The following is an 18,145-nucleotide window of genomic DNA, read 5'->3' as shown; positions in this document are numbered from 1 at the left end:
TTAAGAAACATTTTGTTTCATCAATAAATGCATGTTAGCTTCATCTTTTTCATAATTGAACAGTACTAAAATCCAAGCAAGTGCACATGGAATCCAAAAAAGAATAGAGATAGAAAGGGCAAGACCACGATCAGGTGTGAGCCCGAGAATAACCGCTGACATCACAGGTCCTAAACCTTTTCCTAAATCATCTGTTAAATTATAAATTGAAAAAATCGCACTTCTAGATTTTGGCTCATTCACATTGAGTAGTACTGCTCTTACATTCGGGCCAGTTACTGAAATCATAATCCCTGTGAAAATATTTAGTGCTATAAAAAGACCCATATAAGGAACAATATCAAATGCATATAACAACATCACTGCTGGAAAAACACCAAAGAATGTTGTACCCATACAAAGCAACGGTTGGTACGTTTTTTTGATATTATACAAAATTTGACCAAGTACACCACCAAAGAAAGTCCCAATAAAAATTCCTATCGCTGCAAAGGTAATCATACCTGCAGATACTTCTTTGGATAAATGGTATGTATGTTCGTAATAATCGGCCAAATAAACAAAGAACACACCCCAAGGAATACAACCTGGAAGACCTTGTAAAAAAGCTCCGAGATTTGTTTTGTTTTCAAATAATAATTTAAAATCTTTAAGTGTGATTTTGTGAGAAAGTTCATCAACACCAACTTCTTCTGCCCCACCTCGTTTAGGTTCTTTACAGAAAAACAAATAAATTGCCACAAAGAAAAATGAAGGAGCAGACATATAGATAAATGAAGCTCTCCAACCATCAATAGGATCTGCACCACCAAGAATTCCACCTAATAACTGCCCTACTCCAACCCCAAGTCCCATTGCAAGTGATACATAACCTGTAGCAATTGCTCTCGATTGACTCGAAAAATAATCACCAATCAAACTAAAGAGCAAAGGGAAAATACCACCAAGTCCAAATCCACAAAGAGTTCTAAGGATTAAAAACTGATCGTATGTTTGTGCATAAGCAGTTAAAAAACAAGGGATCTCTCCTAATAACACAGTAGCAACCAACAAGTGTTTCCTGGAAAATGCTTGTGAAAGATATCCCATCGAAAGGGAAACAAATCCACCAAGGATAAAAAACAAAACTGGAATGATACCACCAAACTTCCAATCCACTTCATTCGGATCTGTAATACCTAACGATGCACCAATATTTTTCATATTGGGTGCAATTAGGTTCTGATCACCAAACAAAAAGAATGCCATCCCTAATATCATCCAGAAGGCTAAAATCCCTCTTGGGCCATGGTTCACAAGTTCTGCAAGGCCAAAAAACCTAAGATAGGTGGTTTCTTGTTTTGATTTTTTTTGGTTCATAAATTGTTTTTCCTTTCTGTTTGTTTGCGGTAGACAAAAATAAATGAGAGTGTAAAGAGTAGTCCTAAAAATCCAATGACTGCAAATAAAGACAAATCCCAACTAGTTAAGATCGATCCATTCCAAATTTCTGGATTAGGTGAATTGGCCATAGATGGTAGTGCTTTTCCACCAACAAATTGAAATTCAACAATTGTTCCAAACTCAAGTGCATTGAGTACATAAGCACTGAGACCTTTCGGTACATCTTTATCTAATTTTACAATAGGTGTTTTTTCATTGGTTTTCACTTCCATATCTTGAGGTTTCACAAAGATTGGATATTTGCCATTCTCAGACTCAATTAACATTCGTTCACTGAATGAATCTTGTGAATTGGGAATCAAATACGAGATTTGTAATTCAGAACTTCCTGGTAATACTGCTCGATCTAAAATCCTACCTCCATTTGGTCCTTCTGGAACACCAAGTGGAATTGCCATTTTGCTACCTGGTTGTTGGAGTTGTGCCATAATCTCAGTAGCCTCTTTTGCCACTGAATATTCCAATGCACCTGCTTTGGAATCATAGGATTTTGGTGGATTACTTGCATTATCGATTAGGAATAGTTTAAATATTCGGAGTCCTTTTTTCTCACGCATAACTTGCATTAAGCTTTTGATTGAAATTTGTTTACGATCTGCACCTGTATCATATACCGTTACCTCTTGAGGAGAAGTACGAAACATGGTAGTTGGTGGGATCATTTTATTATAATTTACACCTTGGTATTGGATTTGTAAAAGGATGGGTGCACCCTCAGGTAAATCCATTTCAGGAAATCGAAATTTCCCATTTTGTGGTCCAATTTCTGATAGAGGGACCATTGCACCTTGTAGTGCCAACATCCGAATTGAGTCTGCTTTGCCTAATCCTCGTGTTGTACCATTTTGAATGGTTCCAAAGATTGAAATTTTTTCCGCATAACTTGCGCTTGAGAGAAAAAGGAGAATAAAAATTAGAAAACAATTGCTACGAAACATTTTGATACTTTTTCTCTTTCTCTCGGTTCCAATCCAAGTGAAAAAACGAAAGTTTTTAAAAATTTAGAGGCGACAAGAGAGGGTACTGGACATAATGCTTTAGATAGGAAAGGAAAACCTGGCTACATGAAGCAATTGAGCGAAATCGTTCACAATTCCTCAAAAGACGAGAGAGATATACTACTCGAATACCAAAATATCGATGTTTCTAAGTTGGAAACCTTAAATGTTTTGGGAATTCCGATAGACAATGTCACAACTGATGAAGCCATTGCCAAACTCTTCCGTGTGCTCGAGAAAAAAGAAGGCATGCACCATGTTTTGTTCTTAGATCCGATCAAACTCATGAGGATGCGTCCCAAAAAATCACTCCACCGTATCGCAGAAAAAGCTGGCACCATTTTGGTGGAAGGTGCCGGGATTGGTTGGATGACAAAGGGTCGACTGAAAGAACGTGTGACCCCAATTGCAGTGATGATGGATCTCATCCGCCTAGCAGAACTCAAAGAATTTACGGCATTCATCTTTGGGGCTAAAGACGAAATTGTTGAGCGAATTTATTTTAATCTCACAAGGCACTTCCCAAAAGTTCGAATCGTAGGAAGGCACGCAGGCCATCTCGATCGTCAAAGGGAAATGCGGGTCAAAGAAGCAATTCGGAAAACAGGACCAGACATTATCTTCTTAGCGATGGACTTTCCAGAACAAGAAATTTGGATCGAAAATAACACTGGTTATTTCGGCAAAGCTGTAGTCATTGGTGTTGGCGGCGCCTTAGATATGTTATCTGGTGCTGATAGAAAAGCGCCAGAATGGTTTAAAGAAAGGGGTCTTATCTGGTTATGGCGTATCATCGCTAGGCCATATCGAATCCGTCGGATGTGGGAGACTTTTTACTTCTTATTACTTGGAATCCGCGAAAGATTCCGTAAACGTTAATCCCTATTTTTTTATTTCTGTCAATCGATCGAGGGTTGGTGCAAGCCAATCTTCAAGCAACGGTTCTCTGTCAAGTTTGGCACGAGCAAACACTAAATCTTTGTTAGAGTTGGCAATTTCACTGACGGATCCAATTTTACGCGCTGTTTCCATTGCCTTCCAATAGTATTTGAGTGCATTGATAGTATCTTGTTTTTTCTCATACACGGCACCAATATTATTATAGAGGGCCGTAAGTGTCTCATACACTTCTCTATGATCCGAATTTTCAGTATCAATTCGACCCAAACTTTGTTCTTTGAGTTCAAAATCATCCTTTAACTTGAGATAGTTGCCAAGTGCCGCATTGTATTGCCTAGTGTAATAAAATGCATTCCCTTTCCCAAATAAAAGCGTAGGATTGTTATAGATGTCTTCTTCAGGTAATTCTGCCCAAAAATCCAAACTCTGAGCAAAATCCCCATGATTATAATCGATCCAACCTAAATAATAATAACATTCACGGACAATCTTTGAATCTTTTGTGATGTCGCGGTCAAGGGCTGCAAGGAATGATTCACGTGCCATAAACAAACCATTCCGTCTTTCTTTTTCCTCAAAAGAAAGAGTTCCAATGCTTCGTTCAGGATAGATTTTTTTGCCAGGAAACTCTCTTATATTGTCTGTTTTATTAATGCCTGCAGCTTCTAAAAATTGGATTTTTCCTAAGTTAAAAGATATCCTTCCTGGACTTCCTTCAAGTAAAGTTTCATCTTCATCTCGTTCTCCTAAACGATCTCTATAGTTTTGGTATCGATCATCGGATTCACGTAGAAGTTTTACAGCTTCATCATAATTTTCTGTTTGAATATAATATTCAGCCATAAGTAAAACAGCTAAATAGTGTCTGACATCATAAGTTGATGCCAACTCAAGTTGTTTTAAGGCACGAGCCGCTTCTTCTTTTTTGAAATAAAATCGAGCACGTTGGTAATAACCTTCTGCAAATTTAGCTCCACCATCTTTACCATAAGCGATGTTTAACAGGTATTCTACGTTATCATCAATTTCCATTCCCGTGACTTGGTCTTCTGGGTTGATGTTGTATTTAATACGCACTTCTTCTGAATCCAAATCTATGTAGAAGGATGCAAGTTTGGCCAAAACAAAAAGTGAAAGTTCGTCTTCAATATTTAAAGCATTACGAACTTGCCTATGGTGATTTAGAACATACTGCGGATTTTTGTCTCGTTTCCACATTTCGATATAAGTGGATAAAATTCCGCCATGCCCAATTGGATTTTTAGGATATTTTTCAATGATATCATTATAATATTTAACGGCAGTTCCAAATTCTTGTTTATTATAGAATATTTTTGCAATACCTGCAATTGCATCAACGTTATCTGGATCTCCTCCATCGGTAAACACACGTTTGAAGTATTCAATCGCTAAATGATCGTTTTTGTATTTTTTACGATTACTTCCCGGTGGAACTTCAATAAAGTCTTTCCTATGGAAGGAATGGAAGTTACCAAGTGCAATGTATGTATCTATGTCATGGATATTGTATTTGAGGCGAGATGCAATGTATGCCCCTGCTTTTAAAACCTTTCTTGGTACTTTGTCTTGTGAAGTTAAATAAAATGCTAACTCTGGAAGTGGACGACGACCTGCTGTTTCCACACCCGCATCATTCCATTCCGTTTTTTTCGCAAAACTAATGTTTGGTACTTCTTTTCGATTTTCCCAAGCACGTTTGTGTTCTTTATCTTCAGGTTCATATCCAAAATCAGGTTCAACTTTCCCAAAACATTTTTCAAAGGCACGTTCGTACAAACCAGCTTTGGTATAAGCACTGCAATATTTGTTCAAAAACTCTAGGTTATGTGGGAAAATTTCTTCCCCTTTGATAAAATAATTTTCAGCATCAGCGAGTAACTTTTTCTTTTCCAATGCATCCGTTTCATAAGTGAATTCTTCAATTTTTTCAAGACCAAGCGCATACTGGGCTTTGGCTCGGTAAGGAACAATCACATACTTCCATAAAGTAACGATTCCAAAAACTAAAAAGATAGCGGCGGCTGAAGAAAGGATGGTCCGCCGTATAAGCTCTCGTTTGCGAGCAGCACCTTCTTTAGTGTATGCATCTTTACTTGCAATGATGGGAACACCATCAGCTGCAAATTTTCCACTTGAATCACTAAGCTCGACACGTTCTCCCAAAAGTCCGCTTAAGTAACTTGCGATGTCTTCTGGTTTTTGTTGTGCTTTGATAAGTTCGATGATTTCTTTTTGATTACGAACTGGAATTCTTTGGTTAACAATCGTATCAATGATTGTCCTTCGTAATTTCGGAGGGTAACGAAGAAGTTCCGATTGGATGACTGCAAGTTCTTCATCCGTTAGGTTGGCTTCAAGAGATTCTTCCGGTTCTTCCTCTTTGCCAAGAGACATGAGGTCTTCTTCAAAACCACCAGGACCTTCATCATTTCCACCAAAATCATCCATGGAGGAAACTGGCATATCATCGATTGATGGTGCAAGATCGTCAAAGGAAGGTGCAGCAAGATCGTCGTCAAGACTTGGTGGTTCCATTCCCACACCAAGATCACCAAACGGATCATCAAATCCTCCACCAATGTCAGCAGGTTCACTTTCCTTTGTAGAAGGAGTAGAATCTATATTTGCAAATGGATCATCACCAAATCCAGATCCCACATCGGAATCCATCGGAGTTGAGCCCATATCAGCAAATGGGTCATCACCAAAAGAAGACTCACCGCTAGGTGTTGGTGTGTCCAAACCGCCAAACGGATCATTGGTGGTATCAGTTGTTTGAGAAGGAGTATCTAAACTGGCAAATGGATCATCACCAAATCCAGATCCCACATCGGAATCTGCGGGAGACGAACCCATATCAGCAAATGGATCGTCACCGCCTTGAGTTTCTCCACCTGATCCAAAATCAAAATCATCTGTAGGTGTTTGGGATTCGTCTGTGTCTGATCCAGAATCGAATCCAGCAAACAAATCTTCGTCGGTCGTTTTAGGAGAGGAATCGTCATCTCCTCCTAAATTCGCAAAAGGATCATCACCAATTTCTGGTGCTTTTATCTCTTCCACCGGAGCTTCATCGATGGCATCTAAATTTGCAAACGGGTCATCGGCAGCACTTGTCTCTTCGTTTGGTGAATCTAAATTTGCAAAAGGATCGGCTTCATCAGTAGATGGATCTTCTTCGGCTCCAAAGTCATCTGCTGGGGTATCCACTCCCAAATCATCAAAATCATTCGTGGTAGGCGAAGGTGTTTCTTGGGATTTGGGACTGTCTTCCCCTAATAGTTCATCTAAATCAATGCCGTCGTCTTCTTCTGGTTGGTTGCTGGATAGTTTGGGTGGTCCAAAATCGTCATCATCATCAAGCCCAGCAAATGGATCGGATGTTTCACCTTCGCTAGTGTCATCTCCACCAAAATCATCGGGAATCGCATCATTTGGTTCTTCGTCTGAAGGTTCTGGCTCTTCATTGCCAGAAAATGGATTGGTATATCCTAATTTCTCACGTAAAACTTTCGCCATCGGATTGAGTTCTTCCGAAGACATAGGATTTTTATTGAGAGCCGAAAACATCGTCTCGATTTGTTTGATTTCTTCCGGACTCAATTTGTCTATTGGCTCAGCCATGCGAAGGTCTATTCCTAATGAATTATCGGCCCCTTCTGAAAATGACAGAATATTTTTTTTATTATGTCAGATTGTTCATTCAGAAAAAAACCTTTCACTCTCTTTTTTCAATCCTGCCGAAAATGAAAACAAAGGACTTTAGAGACGACTGCACTATGTTGAAATCCAAATTCATCCGAATTGCCCTCATTTTACTCTTTTTCACTGGGATTGGTATTTTTGCCGACGAAGGCATGGATTGGATTGGTAGTTTTTCCTCTGGGGAACTCGAAATGTCGGAAGAAACAGAAGACCAAAATACGGTATATTATCTTTGGCAATTGGAAAGTCTGAAAAAAAACATCGCTCCACGTTACATTCGTTACCTTGACGTTGAATCTTATGTTTCAAGTGGTAATCTTTTGCACCGCGGGATCCTTTTTACATACAATGGGCTTCGGGATGAATCAGTTGAAATTTGTGGGAGTTTCAACAACTGGGAATGTTCTGAAATGAAACGGAACCAATATGGTATTTATTATACTGTAGTTGAACCAAACCAAATCAAAGAAAACTATGAAGATGACCCTGTTTATGAATACAAATTCCGTGTGAATGGACTTCTTACTTATGATCCAGAAAACTTCGATAAGGTGGAAGATGGATCTGGTTCGTATTATTCAAGATTTGTTTTGGACTCGAAAGACACTGACAGACAAACAAAGACCATGGTTCTTGAAGATTCTGCAAATGAAGAAAGAGACCTACGTACCGTGAAATTTCAAATTTATTTACCAAATGCCGAAGTGGTACGTGTCGTAGGGAATTTTAATGACTGGAACCCAGAACATGATTTTTTGAAAAAAGATCGTAAGGGAGTCTTTACATTAGAGAAAAAATTACTTCCAGGTGAGTATCATTACCAATTCATAGTCGATGGAGAAACGATGCTCGATACTTACAACCCTGTCACCAATATCAAAATCGATACCAATGAATCGGTTTCTTCGCTCATCGTACCAGAGCGTAATTACGCATTAGAGCGAAAGATGTGAAAACTTTAATTATTGAAATCTGAAATTAATAAACCTAAACGTTTCAAAACAAATTAAGAAATCTCTCGGCGGTAATTTCAGTAGGAAATTTGAGTGAATAAAATCTCCCTTCGTATCTTCTGATTCCCTAAAATTTATTGTTCCAACGTCGCCGTCATGGAACCTTTTGAGGAACTCATACGTGGGTCAGGTCCATAATTTAAGATCCGTTCATGGACAAATTCTGCATGTTCTAATTCCCCAGAAAAGACGATGGTTTTTTTACGAGTGTCAACTTCAACCGCATGTTGGAAGGCTTTTTCCCAAGTCATTTGGCAAACATCCATCAACATCTCTATGACATATTCATACGTATGGTGGTCATCATCCCACAAAACAACCTTCCAAGGGCCGTTATTTTTGCGGGGTTTAATCTCTGTTTCTTCTAAGATAGAAGGTTGGGTAGCTCCGGAACCGGTCATTGCCGAAGCCCTACCCTTATTTTTTCTTTTTGGAAATGGCAAGTTCCGCGTGGGAAACTACATCTTTGGCGCGGAGGCCAAAATAGTCGAGTAAACCACTCCAAGTTCCTGACTTACCAAAACTATCCTTCATCCCAACTTTGATCACTGGTACTGGGAATTCTTCGGATAAAAGTTCAGAGACAGCAGAACCTAGGCCACCAATGACATTATGTTCTTCACAAGTCACGACGGCACCACATTCTTTTGCTTTGGCGACAATCATTTCTTTGTCCAAAGGTTTGATGGTTGCCATATTGAGGAGTGTCGCACTAATTCCTTTTTCTTTTAAAAGAGTCACTGCTGACATGGCTTCATTGACCATCACACCGTTTGCAATGATACAAACGTCTTTTCCTTCTGACATTACTTCTGCTTTTCCGATTTGGAATTTGTAGTTTTCTCTTTCAATGACAGGAATGGCAGGTCGACCAACACGCACATAGACTGGACCTTTGTAATCGGCAATGGCATGGATCACTTGTTTGGTTTCATTAAAGTCAGACGGGCAAATGACAGTCATTTCAGGAATGACACGCATAATCGCAAAGTCCTCGATACATTGATGAGATGCACCATCTTCTCCCACAGTGATTCCACCATGAGAAGCCACGAGTTTTACGTTTAACTTTGGGTATACGACACTATTTCGGACAACTTCCCATGCTCGACCAGACAAAAACATGGCAAAACTCGATGCAAACGGAACAAATCCAGAAAGGGCAAGTCCCGCTGCATGACCAACTAAGTTTTGTTCAGCGACACCTACGTTAAAAAATCTTTCAGGATATTTTTTTTTGAAGTCAGCAGTTTTAGTGGAACCGGAAAGATCCGCATCTAAAACCACCACATCTTGTCTTGACGCACCTAACTCAACTAAGGCTTCGCCGTATGCATCTCTTGTTGCTTTTTTGTCCGCTGTCGATTGGCTAGGTGCTCCCATTATTTATCCTTTTTTTAACGCTTCAGCTTTATCAGTTTTTTCCCAAGTAAACGTGCTTCCCGTTCTACCAAAGTGACCGTAAGCTGCAGTTTCTTGGTAAGTTCTTCCTTTTCCAAGTAAGTCTAAACCTTCGACGATTCCTTTTGGAGTGAGTTTGAAGTTTGCTAGAACACGTTTTGCAATCTCTTCATCGGAAATAGTTCCTGTTCCAAATGTATCAACAAGAACGGATACTGGTTGTGCCACTCCAATCGCATATGCCAATTGAACTTCACATTTATGAGCAAGCCCAGCTGCCACCACGTTTTTAGCAATATAACGACCCATATAGGCAGCAGATCTGTCTACTTTTGAAGGATCTTTACCAGAGAATGCACCACCACCATGGCGACCCATTCCACCGTAAGTATCTACGATAATTTTGCGTCCTGTTAGACCAGTATCACCATGTGGACCACCAATCTCAAATTTACCTGTAGGGTTAATGAAATAACGAGTGTTTGTTAACAATTCTTTCGGAATCATTTTTTTGATACATTCCTCAATGACTGCTTCTTCGATTTGTTTGTGAGTCACACCTGGTTTGTGTTGGGTGGAGATTACCACTGTATCAACACGTTTTGGTTTTCCATCTTCGTATTGGATGGTAACTTGAGATTTTGCATCAGGACGAAGCCAATCAATTTTGTTTGTATGGCGAAGTTCAGATAAATGCTCTAAGAGTTTATGAGAGTAATACAAAGGAGCAGGCATTAGTTCCGGAGTTTCTGCAATCGCAAAACCAAACATCAAACCTTGGTCACCAGCACCTTGTTCTGTATGAAGTCCCTCTCCTTCGTTTACCCCTTGGGCAATGTCTGGAGATTGTGCATGCACGTGGGAAGCAACAACAGCAAAGTCTGCATCAAAATACATATTGATGTCGTTGTATCCGATTTTTCGAATCACATTACGAGCGATTTCTTGTGTGTCTACTTTTCCTTTACTTGTGATTTCACCGGCGATTACCACGAGGTTTGTTGTTACAAGGGTTTCACATGCAACACGGGACTTTGGATCTTGCGCTAAATACGCATCAAGAATGGCATCAGAAATTTGGTCACAGACTTTGTCCGGGTGTCCTTCAGATACGGACTCGGAAGTGAAGATATAGTTTTTAAGAGAGGACATATTTTTTACCTTACTTGGTTAAAATTTCGTTTTTAGGTGGTACGTCAATAGAATTGTCAGGAAAGAGTCCACGCACATAGGTTTCCAGCGACTCGGCGTTTTCTTGCATCTCTCGTTCCAATTTTTTTGCATATTCATCGATTTGGCTTTCGGTGAGGCCTTTTGGAACAAGGAAGGGTTTGCCATATTGGATGAATAGACGAGCCCCAAATTTTGGAAAAAAATGGCGGTCCCAACTCTTAAACACATATGCACGATCGTAACAAGAATGGAGGTATAAAATCGGGAAACCAGTGAGAGATGCAGTCACAATCACACCAGGTTTTACTTCCTTTCTTGGGCCTTTGGGACCATCCACCGTAAAGATGGGAACGGCACCCTGTTTCATTTCTTTTAAGATATTTCGAAAGGCTCCTGTTCCGCCTCTAGTGGAAGAACCACGCACAGATCGAAGTCCAGAACGAGCAAAAGTTTGGTGGATGATTTCTCCATCTTTGGATTGGGAGACAAGTGCCACCATATCCGCTTTTTTCTTTCGTTTTAAATACTGCGTTGCATGCCGGTACAAAGAAAGTGTGGTTTCATGGAAAACAGCAATGATGTAGTTTTTCCCTTGTTCAATCACTTTCGCAGATTCATCAGGAATGATAAACTTTTGATTACGAACAAATAAATACCAAACTCTCACGATGAAGTGAACAACAAAACTTAATATGATGTATTTGGTTTTGGAATAGGGTTTTTGTTTGTTATCTGGTATCAAAAAGTATGGTCCTTGCCGATTTCCCAAAGGACATCGTTTTCATAAATTTTTACGACTGGTTTGGTTTCACTTGATGGTTTGTCTTTTAACAAAGAATAGATCATTGCTTTTGCAACGTAAGCCGCTTGGATGGGTTTGTACTTTTGCAAACCAAACAATCCAAACGGAAAAAAATTACTGACTGCCTCACCTATTTTTTCCCCTATTCTCAACTCTTCTCGATCGCCAATGAGGAGTGAAGGCCGAAAGATTCCTAAAAATGGAAATTTTAGTGTTTTTAACTCCCATTCTAATTCACCCTTCACTCGGTTGTAAAAGATATTTGAGTTAGGATCTGAACCCATCGCAGTGATGATATAAAATCCTGGTATATTTTTTTCTTTTGCTTGTCTTGCTGCAAGTAGAGGGTAATCAAAATCGATTTCTCGAAATTTTTCCTGACTACCTGCTTTTCCTATCGTCGTTCCCAAACAACAAAAGACGGCATCAATCCCTTCGGGAACACTTACTTTCCCTGCCTGAAAATCTTCCCAAGTCGCTTTTATAACTTCAATTGGAAGGTTAGGTTTTGAAGAGTTTTCAAAATGACGTGCCCACACAGTAACTTTTTTGATTTGAGGGTAGAAAAGGAGCGAGAGTAACACTTGTTTGCCGACAAGACCCGTGCCCCCTAATAATAATATTTTCATTTGATCTCCAAACTTCTGGCAAGCATCGAATCGGTTAAATTGATTTTTTCTAAAAATTGTATTCCGGCGATATGATAAATCACATTTTTGATTTTTGAGGTTTGGGTCCACATAATGGTACCTTCAAAGAACAAACGTTTTGTGCCTTTTCCCCAAACAATACTTCCCAAAACTTGGGATTCAATTTCATCGCTAAGTAAGTCATCCTCACCTAAAAAACAAAGACCTTCTTCGGAAATATTTCCAAGTTTTCCAAATAACGTGATGCCTTCGAGGTCAAGATGGACTTCGAATTCGGAAAAATCACCTGGAGAAATTCTGGGAAGCCTTCGCTCACTTTCCATAGCAACAAATTACATGGAATCCTAGAATTGGAAACGAAAAAAGCAAATTAGAATTGAAAGTATATGAAAGGAACAGAATTTTCTGGTGTAGCTAAATTTAAGACAAGAAATAGAACCGGATACAAAACAAATTCCAAACTGGCTGGAATTTTTTTTCCTTTTCCTTTTTCAAACAGAAAATAACCAACAAAATGTCCTAAAATGAGAAAACCAATGATCCAAAGGAAATCCTTCCACATATAAGGCCTTAAATTTCCATCTTGGAAAAGGAAAATCCCTTTTAAATGGATCCATGCATTTTCCCAGCTGAGCGAACGGAAAAAAACGGCACCCAAAAAGAAAATAGAATTATTGAGTAAATTTTGAAACAACCAAAGAGGAATTTTCAAAAAGCTCAAACCAGCAATGGATGTTTTCCCCTCTTTCTCCGGGAACCATTCCTTCCAAATCTCTTCTAACACATAAAAAAATCCATTGAGTGACCCCCAAAAAACAAAGGTCCATTGGGCACCATGCCAAACACCACTCACAAACATCGTAAACCATAAATTAAATTTTCGACGAACGGATGTCACACGACTTCCACCCATAGGAATATAAATATAATCGCGTAACCAAGAATTGAGTGTCATATGCCATCGACGCCAAAAGCCAGAAACAGATGTCGCTAAAAATGGAAGATTAAAATTAGTAGGAAGTTTGTAACCGAGTAATAGGGCACTTCCAATCGCCATATCAGAATATCCACTAAAATCCAAATACACTTGGATGCCACCAAGGGCAGCTGCTATAAGCAACGCATAGGCATGATGACCCGCAGGATTTGCATAAATAGCATCGATTGTAGGTGCAACCATATCAGAAAGTACGGCTTTTTTAAAATAACCTAACATAAAAAAACGAATCGCTACGCGAAATTCAATGTCTTCCAATTTTTTTGGGCTGTACAACTGAGGCATAAAAGTCCTAGCGGTGACAATTGGACCTGCGACAAGTTGTGGAAAAAAACTCACAAACAAAGCAAAACGTATAAAATCTTTTTCAGCAGGGATTTCCTTCCGATAAACATCAATGGTGTATGATAACGATTGGAAGGTAAAAAATGAAATCCCTGCTGGTAATATAATTTTTAAAACAGGCAAAAACTCATCACCAAACGAAAAACTGGTGACAGAGTTAATCGAATTCACAACAAAATTATAATACTTAAAAAATCCTAAGATAAAAACTAAGTTTGTAATGAGACTAAAGAGTAATAGATAATAACGTATCTTTTCTCTCGTTTCTGTTGCTAGCTTGAGTCCAACATAAAAGTCAATCGCTGTTGAAAGTAAAATAAGAGCACCAAATCGATAGTCCCATGACATGTAGAAAAAATAACTACTGATCAGTAGGAAAACATGTAAGATTCGAGTTTCTCTAGATTGATTCGAAAATAGAGCGGGGAATAAATACCAAACTGTAAAAAAAACAAAAAGAAAGAAGACAAAGTATTCAAAATCAGAAAAGATCAATGGTTTCGCCTTCTATTCAGACCAGAATCATCGAAAAAATACCACTGTCAATCATTTCGACTTGCAGAACCTATTCAATTCACATATGATTGGACACTAGTTTTCAGCTAAAAAATGTAGAGGTAGAAAATGAAAAAAATATTAAAAACAGCTCTTGTAGGATTATTGTCATTCGGCCTTCTTTCCAATTGTTTTGGAAAATTCGGTGTTACAAAGGCAATCTATTCTTTCAACGGAAATATTCAGATTGGAACAGGTAAAGTCGCTGGTTTCTTTAGATCCTTATTTATGATCATTCCTTTATCCATCGCCTACTATGTGGGTGGAATCATGGATGTTCTAATTTTCAATTTAATCGAATTCTGGACAGACCGAAATCCAATTGCGATGGCTGAATATGATTTTGATGGAAAGTTAGTGAAAGAATACACTGAAAATGGACAAACCATCACTCTTACTTACACTGAATGGGGTAAGGTATTAAGAATGGATGCTCCCACAGCAAAAGGAGTGGAGTCTGTTTATTTTTTAAAAGACAAACCGGAAAAAGCATACCGTCTTATCAATGGAAAGTATGTAGAGATCCAACAAGTGAGTGGACCGATCCTTCCTCCAATGAGCGTAAAACACATCTAAGACCCACATTGCCCCTAATTTTAGGGGCAATCCTTTGCCGATACTCTAAATATGAAACGTACTCTTTTTGCCGTATTGCTTCTGGCATTTGTTTGGGGGTGTCAAACACCACAACAGGTCATGATTCCTACCTTCCCAACACAATCCGAACAAATCAATTTGAACCGAATCAAAATGATTACCAAACAAGAGGCAAATCCTTCACAGGATTCTAATTCAAAAAAACCCCTCACCCAAGAACCCAGTGTGAGCGTTGAATTTTCTGAAAATAAAATTCCTTTCATACAGGTAGATTTGTTTTTTGAGGACGCAGGGATTAGTATCATTGAAGAAATCATTGCAGGAACGATCATAGACCATCACATTGTTGTATTAAACCAAAAAGGGGAAATCATTGCAAAACAACCTGTTAACTTCCAAGCATATGAAATATTAGAAACAAAAACAGAAGTGATGCGGAACAAAGTTATTGTTGGTGAATCCAAAAAACCAGTAAAAGTCAATAGCACAACTCCCGAAACAAAAGTCACAAGAGAAGCGATCGAAAGACAATACACAGATCGTGACACTGTCCCTCAAGTCCTAGAAATTTTTGAAGGCAAAGTACCTTCACCTGGCGAATACATAAGTATTTATGTAGAGTTAACGTATGTGAGCCCAAACTTAGAGCCAAACTGTGAATCTTATAATGGGAACTGTTCCGGAGCCAAACAAAAGTTTTTCGAAGATGTTACCACAAGAAACCGAAGGGAATTAGATATATTAAGAAATCGTTATGTGAATGGTGAAATTGCTCAATTCCCAAATCTCACCAAAGAAGAACAGTCCGAATTTAAAACCATTATCAAATCAAAAATTGAAATTACAAATGGAATGTATGGACCTAAACATTCTTTTACGAAATTCTTTTTCAGAGAATGGAATTTGGTATCTTCTCCGCGTTATTTTCGAATTCTTTCCGTTGGAAAAAATGGGAAACAAACAATTTTAGAGGAAGAAAAACGTCCTGAGGATGGAAAAGAAAATGCGCAAACTGAAAAAGATGACAACCATTCCATCTTTGATTCTCCCACACATACGAAACACAAAAAGAGAACAATCTCAACTCCATAACGTCAAAACACGGGTGGAGGTTTGATCCTACACCCGAAAAGTAGATTAAGCTACCTTTTCATCTCGTTTCCTCATACTATCAAATCGAACTGTGGAAGCCGTGACTTTCACCTTCGATTTAGTTTCTCCATCGGGAGATTTCCATCGATTCTGTTTTAGGTTGCCCATCACAGTCACCTTACTTCCCTTCTTTAAGAATTCCACACAGTTTTCGCCTAATTTTTCCCAAGCATCCACTTCGAAAAAAGAAACATCGTCTTTGTCCTTTGAATCTGGGTTATTTTGTGAGTGATTGACTGCCACTGTGAAGTGAGCGAGAGTCTTACCTCCCACGATAGTTTTTTCTTCTGGATCAGACGTTAAATTCCCATCCAAAATGATGTACGATAGATTTTTCATTTGAGTATCCCTAATACTGTTTTTGTGGCCACACACAATCAGGTGAAAAACTTGAAGTTTGGTAAAAAAAATTAAGTGAATAGATGAAATTATAAAAAACAAAAAAGACTGATTTGGGATAGACAATTGAATACTTTTCTTATTGAATTAGGTTGTGTCACTTCAAGATTCTGAAATACTACAATTATTAACCTCGATTAGTCGAGAATTAGTATGCCTGCATGAAACGGATGGCACATATGTTTATGTAAGTCCTAATTCAAAATCCATCATTGGGTATGAACCGGAAGAACTGCTTGGAAGAAATCCTTATGATTTTTTTCACCCTGATGACAGAAGGTTGATCTTCGAAAGGTCTCACCAACCACTTTTGCGAGGGGATGATAACATCCATCCAACCTTTCGTTTTTTACATCAAAATGGGACATACATTTGGTTACAATCTGACAACCGATTAACAACACATGCAACTTCAGGGAAAAAATATATACATACATCTTCTCGTGACATAACTGAAAAAATTGAATCGGATGCAAACTTAGCACTATCAGAACGAAAATTCAAAACTTTGTTTCGTGACTCACCAATTGGACTCGTACTCACAAGCAAACAAGGTTATATCGACGACGTGAACGAATCCTTTGCACGTTTTTTAGGATATGAAACCTTCGAATTATTGGGAAAACATTTTTCAGAAATTAGTTCTCACGGAGAACTCGAAGAAAATTTACGTTACCGTGATTCTGTTCAAAAAGGAATGATCGATCATTATGCGATCGAAAAACAATATATACATAAACTTGGTCATTTGGTTTGGGCATACATCACTGTTACAGTACTAAGAGATGATTTAGGAGAACCTATTTATTACTTGGCCCAAATCATTGATATAGATGAGAGAAAAAAAACAGAAACCTTACTCTTAGAAAACAATGAACATTTAAAAGCGACTAAAAATTCTCTTCTCATACAAAACAAACAACTACAATCTTATAATCAAATCATTTCCCACCATTTACGTGCTCCCGTTAGCAACCTCAGGAGTTTGATCGACCTTTTACAAATTACAGAATCGGTTGAGGAAAGAATGGAACTTCAAAATCATTTGGAAGAAGTGACAGTAAATTTAGAAACCGTACTTTCAGAACTTATCACAACTTTAAAAATCCAAAGTTTGGAAAATTACCATCCCGAATGGGTTTCGATCCGAGAAACGTTCAAACGAGTTGAAAAACTGATGGAAGGAGAATTACAAAAAAAGAAAGTCCTCATTGAACTTAATTTGGCTGAAAAAGAATCCGTTTTTATTTCCAAAGACTACCTAGAAACAATTCTTTTGCAACTCCTGAGTAATTCCCTGCAATTTGCCGAACCAAACCGAGATTTAAGGATTGTGATCGAATCCTTTGCGATCGGCTCAGAAACCACCATTTCTTTCTCAGATAACGGTTCTGGGATTGATTTATCTCGGTACAGTGACCAAATTTTTCAGATGAAGAAGACTTTTCATCGTCAGATGAGTGGGAAAGGGCTCGGTTTGTTTTTAATGAAATACACGATGGAATCATTAGGGGGGAGAATCGAAGTCAAATCGAAACCTGGAGAAGGAGCAACCTTTCTACTCCACTTTCCATTTGGGAGTTCAAACTTATGACACCCAAAATTTGTATCATTGATGATGATAAAATCTACCAGTTCACCACCAAAAAAATCATCGCAAACGCTGGCATTACAGGAGAAATACTGATTTTTTCTGATGCAGAAAATGCTCTTAGTTTTTTCCAAAATGAATCAGGAAACACGACGAAATTGCCTGATATTGTTTTTTTAGATATCAATATGCCCTTTATGGATGGTTGGCAATTTTTGGAAGCGATGGAACCCATACTCTCAAAATTTCCAAAACCAATTCAAATTTATTTGGTGAGTTCCTCTGTAGATGAAGCAGACACGGAGAGAGCTACTAAAATTCCTTATGTCTCCGGTTATATTTTCAAACCATTCACCAAAGAAAAACTTTTGGAATCTTTGGCACATCTACAATCTTAGCTTGT

17 protein-coding genes are annotated in these 18,145 nt (G+C 38.4%); 6 read left to right on the top strand and 11 right to left on the bottom strand.

All coding sequences use genetic code 11. The annotated features are described in order from the left end of the window. Positions 1-1,359: an MFS transporter gene (locus EHQ43_RS05420; protein ID WP_135739763.1), complete on the bottom strand. Its 1,359-nt coding sequence runs from the start codon at positions 1,357-1,359 to the stop codon at positions 1-3. Then, positions 1,356-2,381 (bottom strand): hypothetical protein, encoded by a 1,026-nt coding sequence (locus EHQ43_RS05415; protein ID WP_135739764.1) that lies wholly within the window; start codon positions 2,379-2,381, stop codon positions 1,356-1,358. The genes EHQ43_RS05420 and EHQ43_RS05415 overlap by 4 nt, the downstream gene beginning before the upstream one ends. A gap of 126 nt (positions 2,382-2,507) precedes the next feature. On the opposite strand from EHQ43_RS05415, the gene EHQ43_RS05410 reads away from it, so the two are divergent. Beyond that, positions 2,508-3,320 (top strand): WecB/TagA/CpsF family glycosyltransferase, encoded by an 813-nt coding sequence (locus EHQ43_RS05410; protein WP_135739765.1) that lies wholly within the window; start codon positions 2,508-2,510, stop codon positions 3,318-3,320. 3 nt (positions 3,321-3,323) lie between these two features. Here the strand turns inward: EHQ43_RS05410 and EHQ43_RS05405 are convergent, their stop codons facing one another. Continuing rightward, the gene (locus EHQ43_RS05405) at positions 3,324-6,986 is read right to left on the bottom strand and encodes a hypothetical protein (protein ID WP_135770310.1); all 3,663 of its coding nucleotides are present in this window, start codon (positions 6,984-6,986) and stop codon (positions 3,324-3,326) included. Between the two features lie 155 nt (positions 6,987-7,141). Between EHQ43_RS05405 and EHQ43_RS05395 the strand changes: the two genes are divergently transcribed. Beyond that, on the top strand, positions 7,142-8,020 hold the full coding sequence (locus tag EHQ43_RS05395) for an early set domain-containing protein (protein ID WP_135740447.1): 879 nt from the start codon (positions 7,142-7,144) through the stop codon (positions 8,018-8,020). A 134-nt stretch (positions 8,021-8,154) separates the two neighbouring features. On the opposite strand, the gene EHQ43_RS05390 is transcribed toward EHQ43_RS05395, so the two are convergent. The 7 genes from EHQ43_RS05390 to EHQ43_RS05360 are packed head-to-tail and all read right to left on the bottom strand — an operon-like array spanning position 8,155 to position 13,943. Beyond that, positions 8,155-8,481 (bottom strand): ATP-dependent Clp protease adaptor ClpS, encoded by a 327-nt coding sequence (locus tag EHQ43_RS05390; protein ID WP_135739767.1) that lies wholly within the window; start codon positions 8,479-8,481, stop codon positions 8,155-8,157. 16 nt (positions 8,482-8,497) lie between these two features. Further along, a complete protein-coding gene (locus EHQ43_RS05385) occupies positions 8,498-9,463 on the bottom strand; it encodes a transketolase family protein (RefSeq protein WP_135739768.1) in 966 nt (321 codons plus the stop codon). A gap of 3 nt (positions 9,464-9,466) precedes the next feature. After that, on the bottom strand, positions 9,467-10,633 hold the full coding sequence (gene metK / locus EHQ43_RS05380; protein WP_135739769.1) for a methionine adenosyltransferase: 1,167 nt from the start codon (positions 10,631-10,633) through the stop codon (positions 9,467-9,469). A gap of 10 nt (positions 10,634-10,643) precedes the next feature. Then, positions 10,644-11,396, bottom strand: a complete 753-nt coding sequence (locus tag EHQ43_RS05375) for a lysophospholipid acyltransferase family protein (protein ID WP_135753292.1) — start codon at positions 11,394-11,396, stop codon at positions 10,644-10,646. Next, a complete protein-coding gene (locus EHQ43_RS05370) occupies positions 11,393-12,085 on the bottom strand; it encodes a Rossmann-fold NAD(P)-binding domain-containing protein (protein WP_135753293.1) in 693 nt (230 codons plus the stop codon). Before EHQ43_RS05370 ends, EHQ43_RS05375 begins: the two co-directional genes overlap by 4 nt. Further along, positions 12,082-12,429, bottom strand: a complete 348-nt coding sequence (locus EHQ43_RS05365) for a PilZ domain-containing protein (protein WP_135739771.1) — start codon at positions 12,427-12,429, stop codon at positions 12,082-12,084. Before EHQ43_RS05365 ends, EHQ43_RS05370 begins: the two co-directional genes overlap by 4 nt. A 47-nt stretch (positions 12,430-12,476) precedes the next feature. Further along, positions 12,477-13,943 carry an MBOAT family O-acyltransferase gene (locus EHQ43_RS05360; protein ID WP_135739772.1) on the bottom strand — a complete coding sequence of 489 codons (1,467 nt, stop codon included), beginning with the start codon at positions 13,941-13,943 and terminating at the stop codon, positions 12,477-12,479. Between the two features lie 129 nt (positions 13,944-14,072). Here EHQ43_RS05360 and EHQ43_RS05355 point away from each other — a divergent pair, with 129 nt between their 5' ends. Both EHQ43_RS05355 and EHQ43_RS05350 read left to right on the top strand, forming a co-directional pair. Next, entirely contained in the window at positions 14,073-14,579 is a 507-nt protein-coding gene (locus EHQ43_RS05355) for a DUF3332 family protein (protein WP_135739773.1), read from the top strand. 51 nt (positions 14,580-14,630) lie between these two features. Beyond that, positions 14,631-15,692 (top strand): hypothetical protein, encoded by a 1,062-nt coding sequence (locus EHQ43_RS05350; RefSeq protein WP_135770309.1) that lies wholly within the window; start codon positions 14,631-14,633, stop codon positions 15,690-15,692. Between the two features lie 45 nt (positions 15,693-15,737). Here the strand turns inward: EHQ43_RS05350 and EHQ43_RS05345 are convergent, their stop codons facing one another. Further along, positions 15,738-16,091 carry a single-stranded DNA-binding protein gene (locus tag EHQ43_RS05345; protein ID WP_135739775.1) on the bottom strand — a complete coding sequence of 118 codons (354 nt, stop codon included), beginning with the start codon at positions 16,089-16,091 and terminating at the stop codon, positions 15,738-15,740. A gap of 154 nt (positions 16,092-16,245) precedes the next feature. Between EHQ43_RS05345 and EHQ43_RS05340 the strand changes: the two genes are divergently transcribed. Together EHQ43_RS05340 and EHQ43_RS05335 are read left to right on the top strand one after the other, a co-directional pair. Further along, a complete protein-coding gene (locus EHQ43_RS05340) occupies positions 16,246-17,745 on the top strand; it encodes a PAS domain S-box protein (protein ID WP_135770308.1) in 1,500 nt (499 codons plus the stop codon). Next, the gene (locus EHQ43_RS05335; protein WP_135770307.1) at positions 17,742-18,140 is read left to right on the top strand and encodes a response regulator; all 399 of its coding nucleotides are present in this window, start codon (positions 17,742-17,744) and stop codon (positions 18,138-18,140) included. The genes EHQ43_RS05340 and EHQ43_RS05335 overlap by 4 nt, the downstream gene beginning before the upstream one ends. Positions 18,141-18,145 lie beyond the last annotated feature (5 nt).

The organism is Leptospira bouyouniensis, from assembly GCF_004769525.1.
GTDB lineage: Bacteria > Spirochaetota > Leptospiria > Leptospirales > Leptospiraceae > Leptospira_A > Leptospira_A bouyouniensis.
Note: the sequence above shows the minus strand (reverse complement) of the source record. Positions and strands in the feature narration are given on the sequence as shown.

Bases quoted from the DNA above. Each gene is read 5' to 3' on its own strand.
- EHQ43_RS05410 (WP_135739765.1), top strand. From the start codon at position 2,508: ATGAAGCAATTGAGCGAAATCGTTCACAATTCCTCAAAAGACGAGAGA.
- EHQ43_RS05390 (WP_135739767.1), bottom strand. From the start codon at position 8,481: ATGACCGGTTCCGGAGCTACCCAACCTTCTATCTTAGAAGAAACAGAG.
- EHQ43_RS05405 (WP_135770310.1), bottom strand. From the start codon at position 6,986: ATGGCTGAGCCAATAGACAAATTGAGTCCGGAAGAAATCAAACAAATC.
- EHQ43_RS05415 (WP_135739764.1), bottom strand. From the start codon at position 2,381: ATGTTTCGTAGCAATTGTTTTCTAATTTTTATTCTCCTTTTTCTCTCA.
- EHQ43_RS05365 (WP_135739771.1), bottom strand. From the start codon at position 12,429: ATGGAAAGTGAGCGAAGGCTTCCCAGAATTTCTCCAGGTGATTTTTCC.
- EHQ43_RS05395 (WP_135740447.1), top strand. From the start codon at position 7,142: ATGTTGAAATCCAAATTCATCCGAATTGCCCTCATTTTACTCTTTTTC.
- EHQ43_RS05355 (WP_135739773.1), top strand. From the start codon at position 14,073: ATGAAAAAAATATTAAAAACAGCTCTTGTAGGATTATTGTCATTCGGC.
- EHQ43_RS05385 (WP_135739768.1), bottom strand. From the start codon at position 9,463: ATGGGAGCACCTAGCCAATCGACAGCGGACAAAAAAGCAACAAGAGAT.
- EHQ43_RS05370 (WP_135753293.1), bottom strand. From the start codon at position 12,085: ATGAAAATATTATTATTAGGGGGCACGGGTCTTGTCGGCAAACAAGTG.
- EHQ43_RS05420 (WP_135739763.1), bottom strand. From the start codon at position 1,359: ATGAACCAAAAAAAATCAAAACAAGAAACCACCTATCTTAGGTTTTTT.
- metK (WP_135739769.1), bottom strand. From the start codon at position 10,633: ATGTCCTCTCTTAAAAACTATATCTTCACTTCCGAGTCCGTATCTGAA.
- EHQ43_RS05335 (WP_135770307.1), top strand. From the start codon at position 17,742: ATGACACCCAAAATTTGTATCATTGATGATGATAAAATCTACCAGTTC.
- EHQ43_RS05345 (WP_135739775.1), bottom strand. From the start codon at position 16,091: ATGAAAAATCTATCGTACATCATTTTGGATGGGAATTTAACGTCTGAT.
- EHQ43_RS05350 (WP_135770309.1), top strand. From the start codon at position 14,631: ATGAAACGTACTCTTTTTGCCGTATTGCTTCTGGCATTTGTTTGGGGG.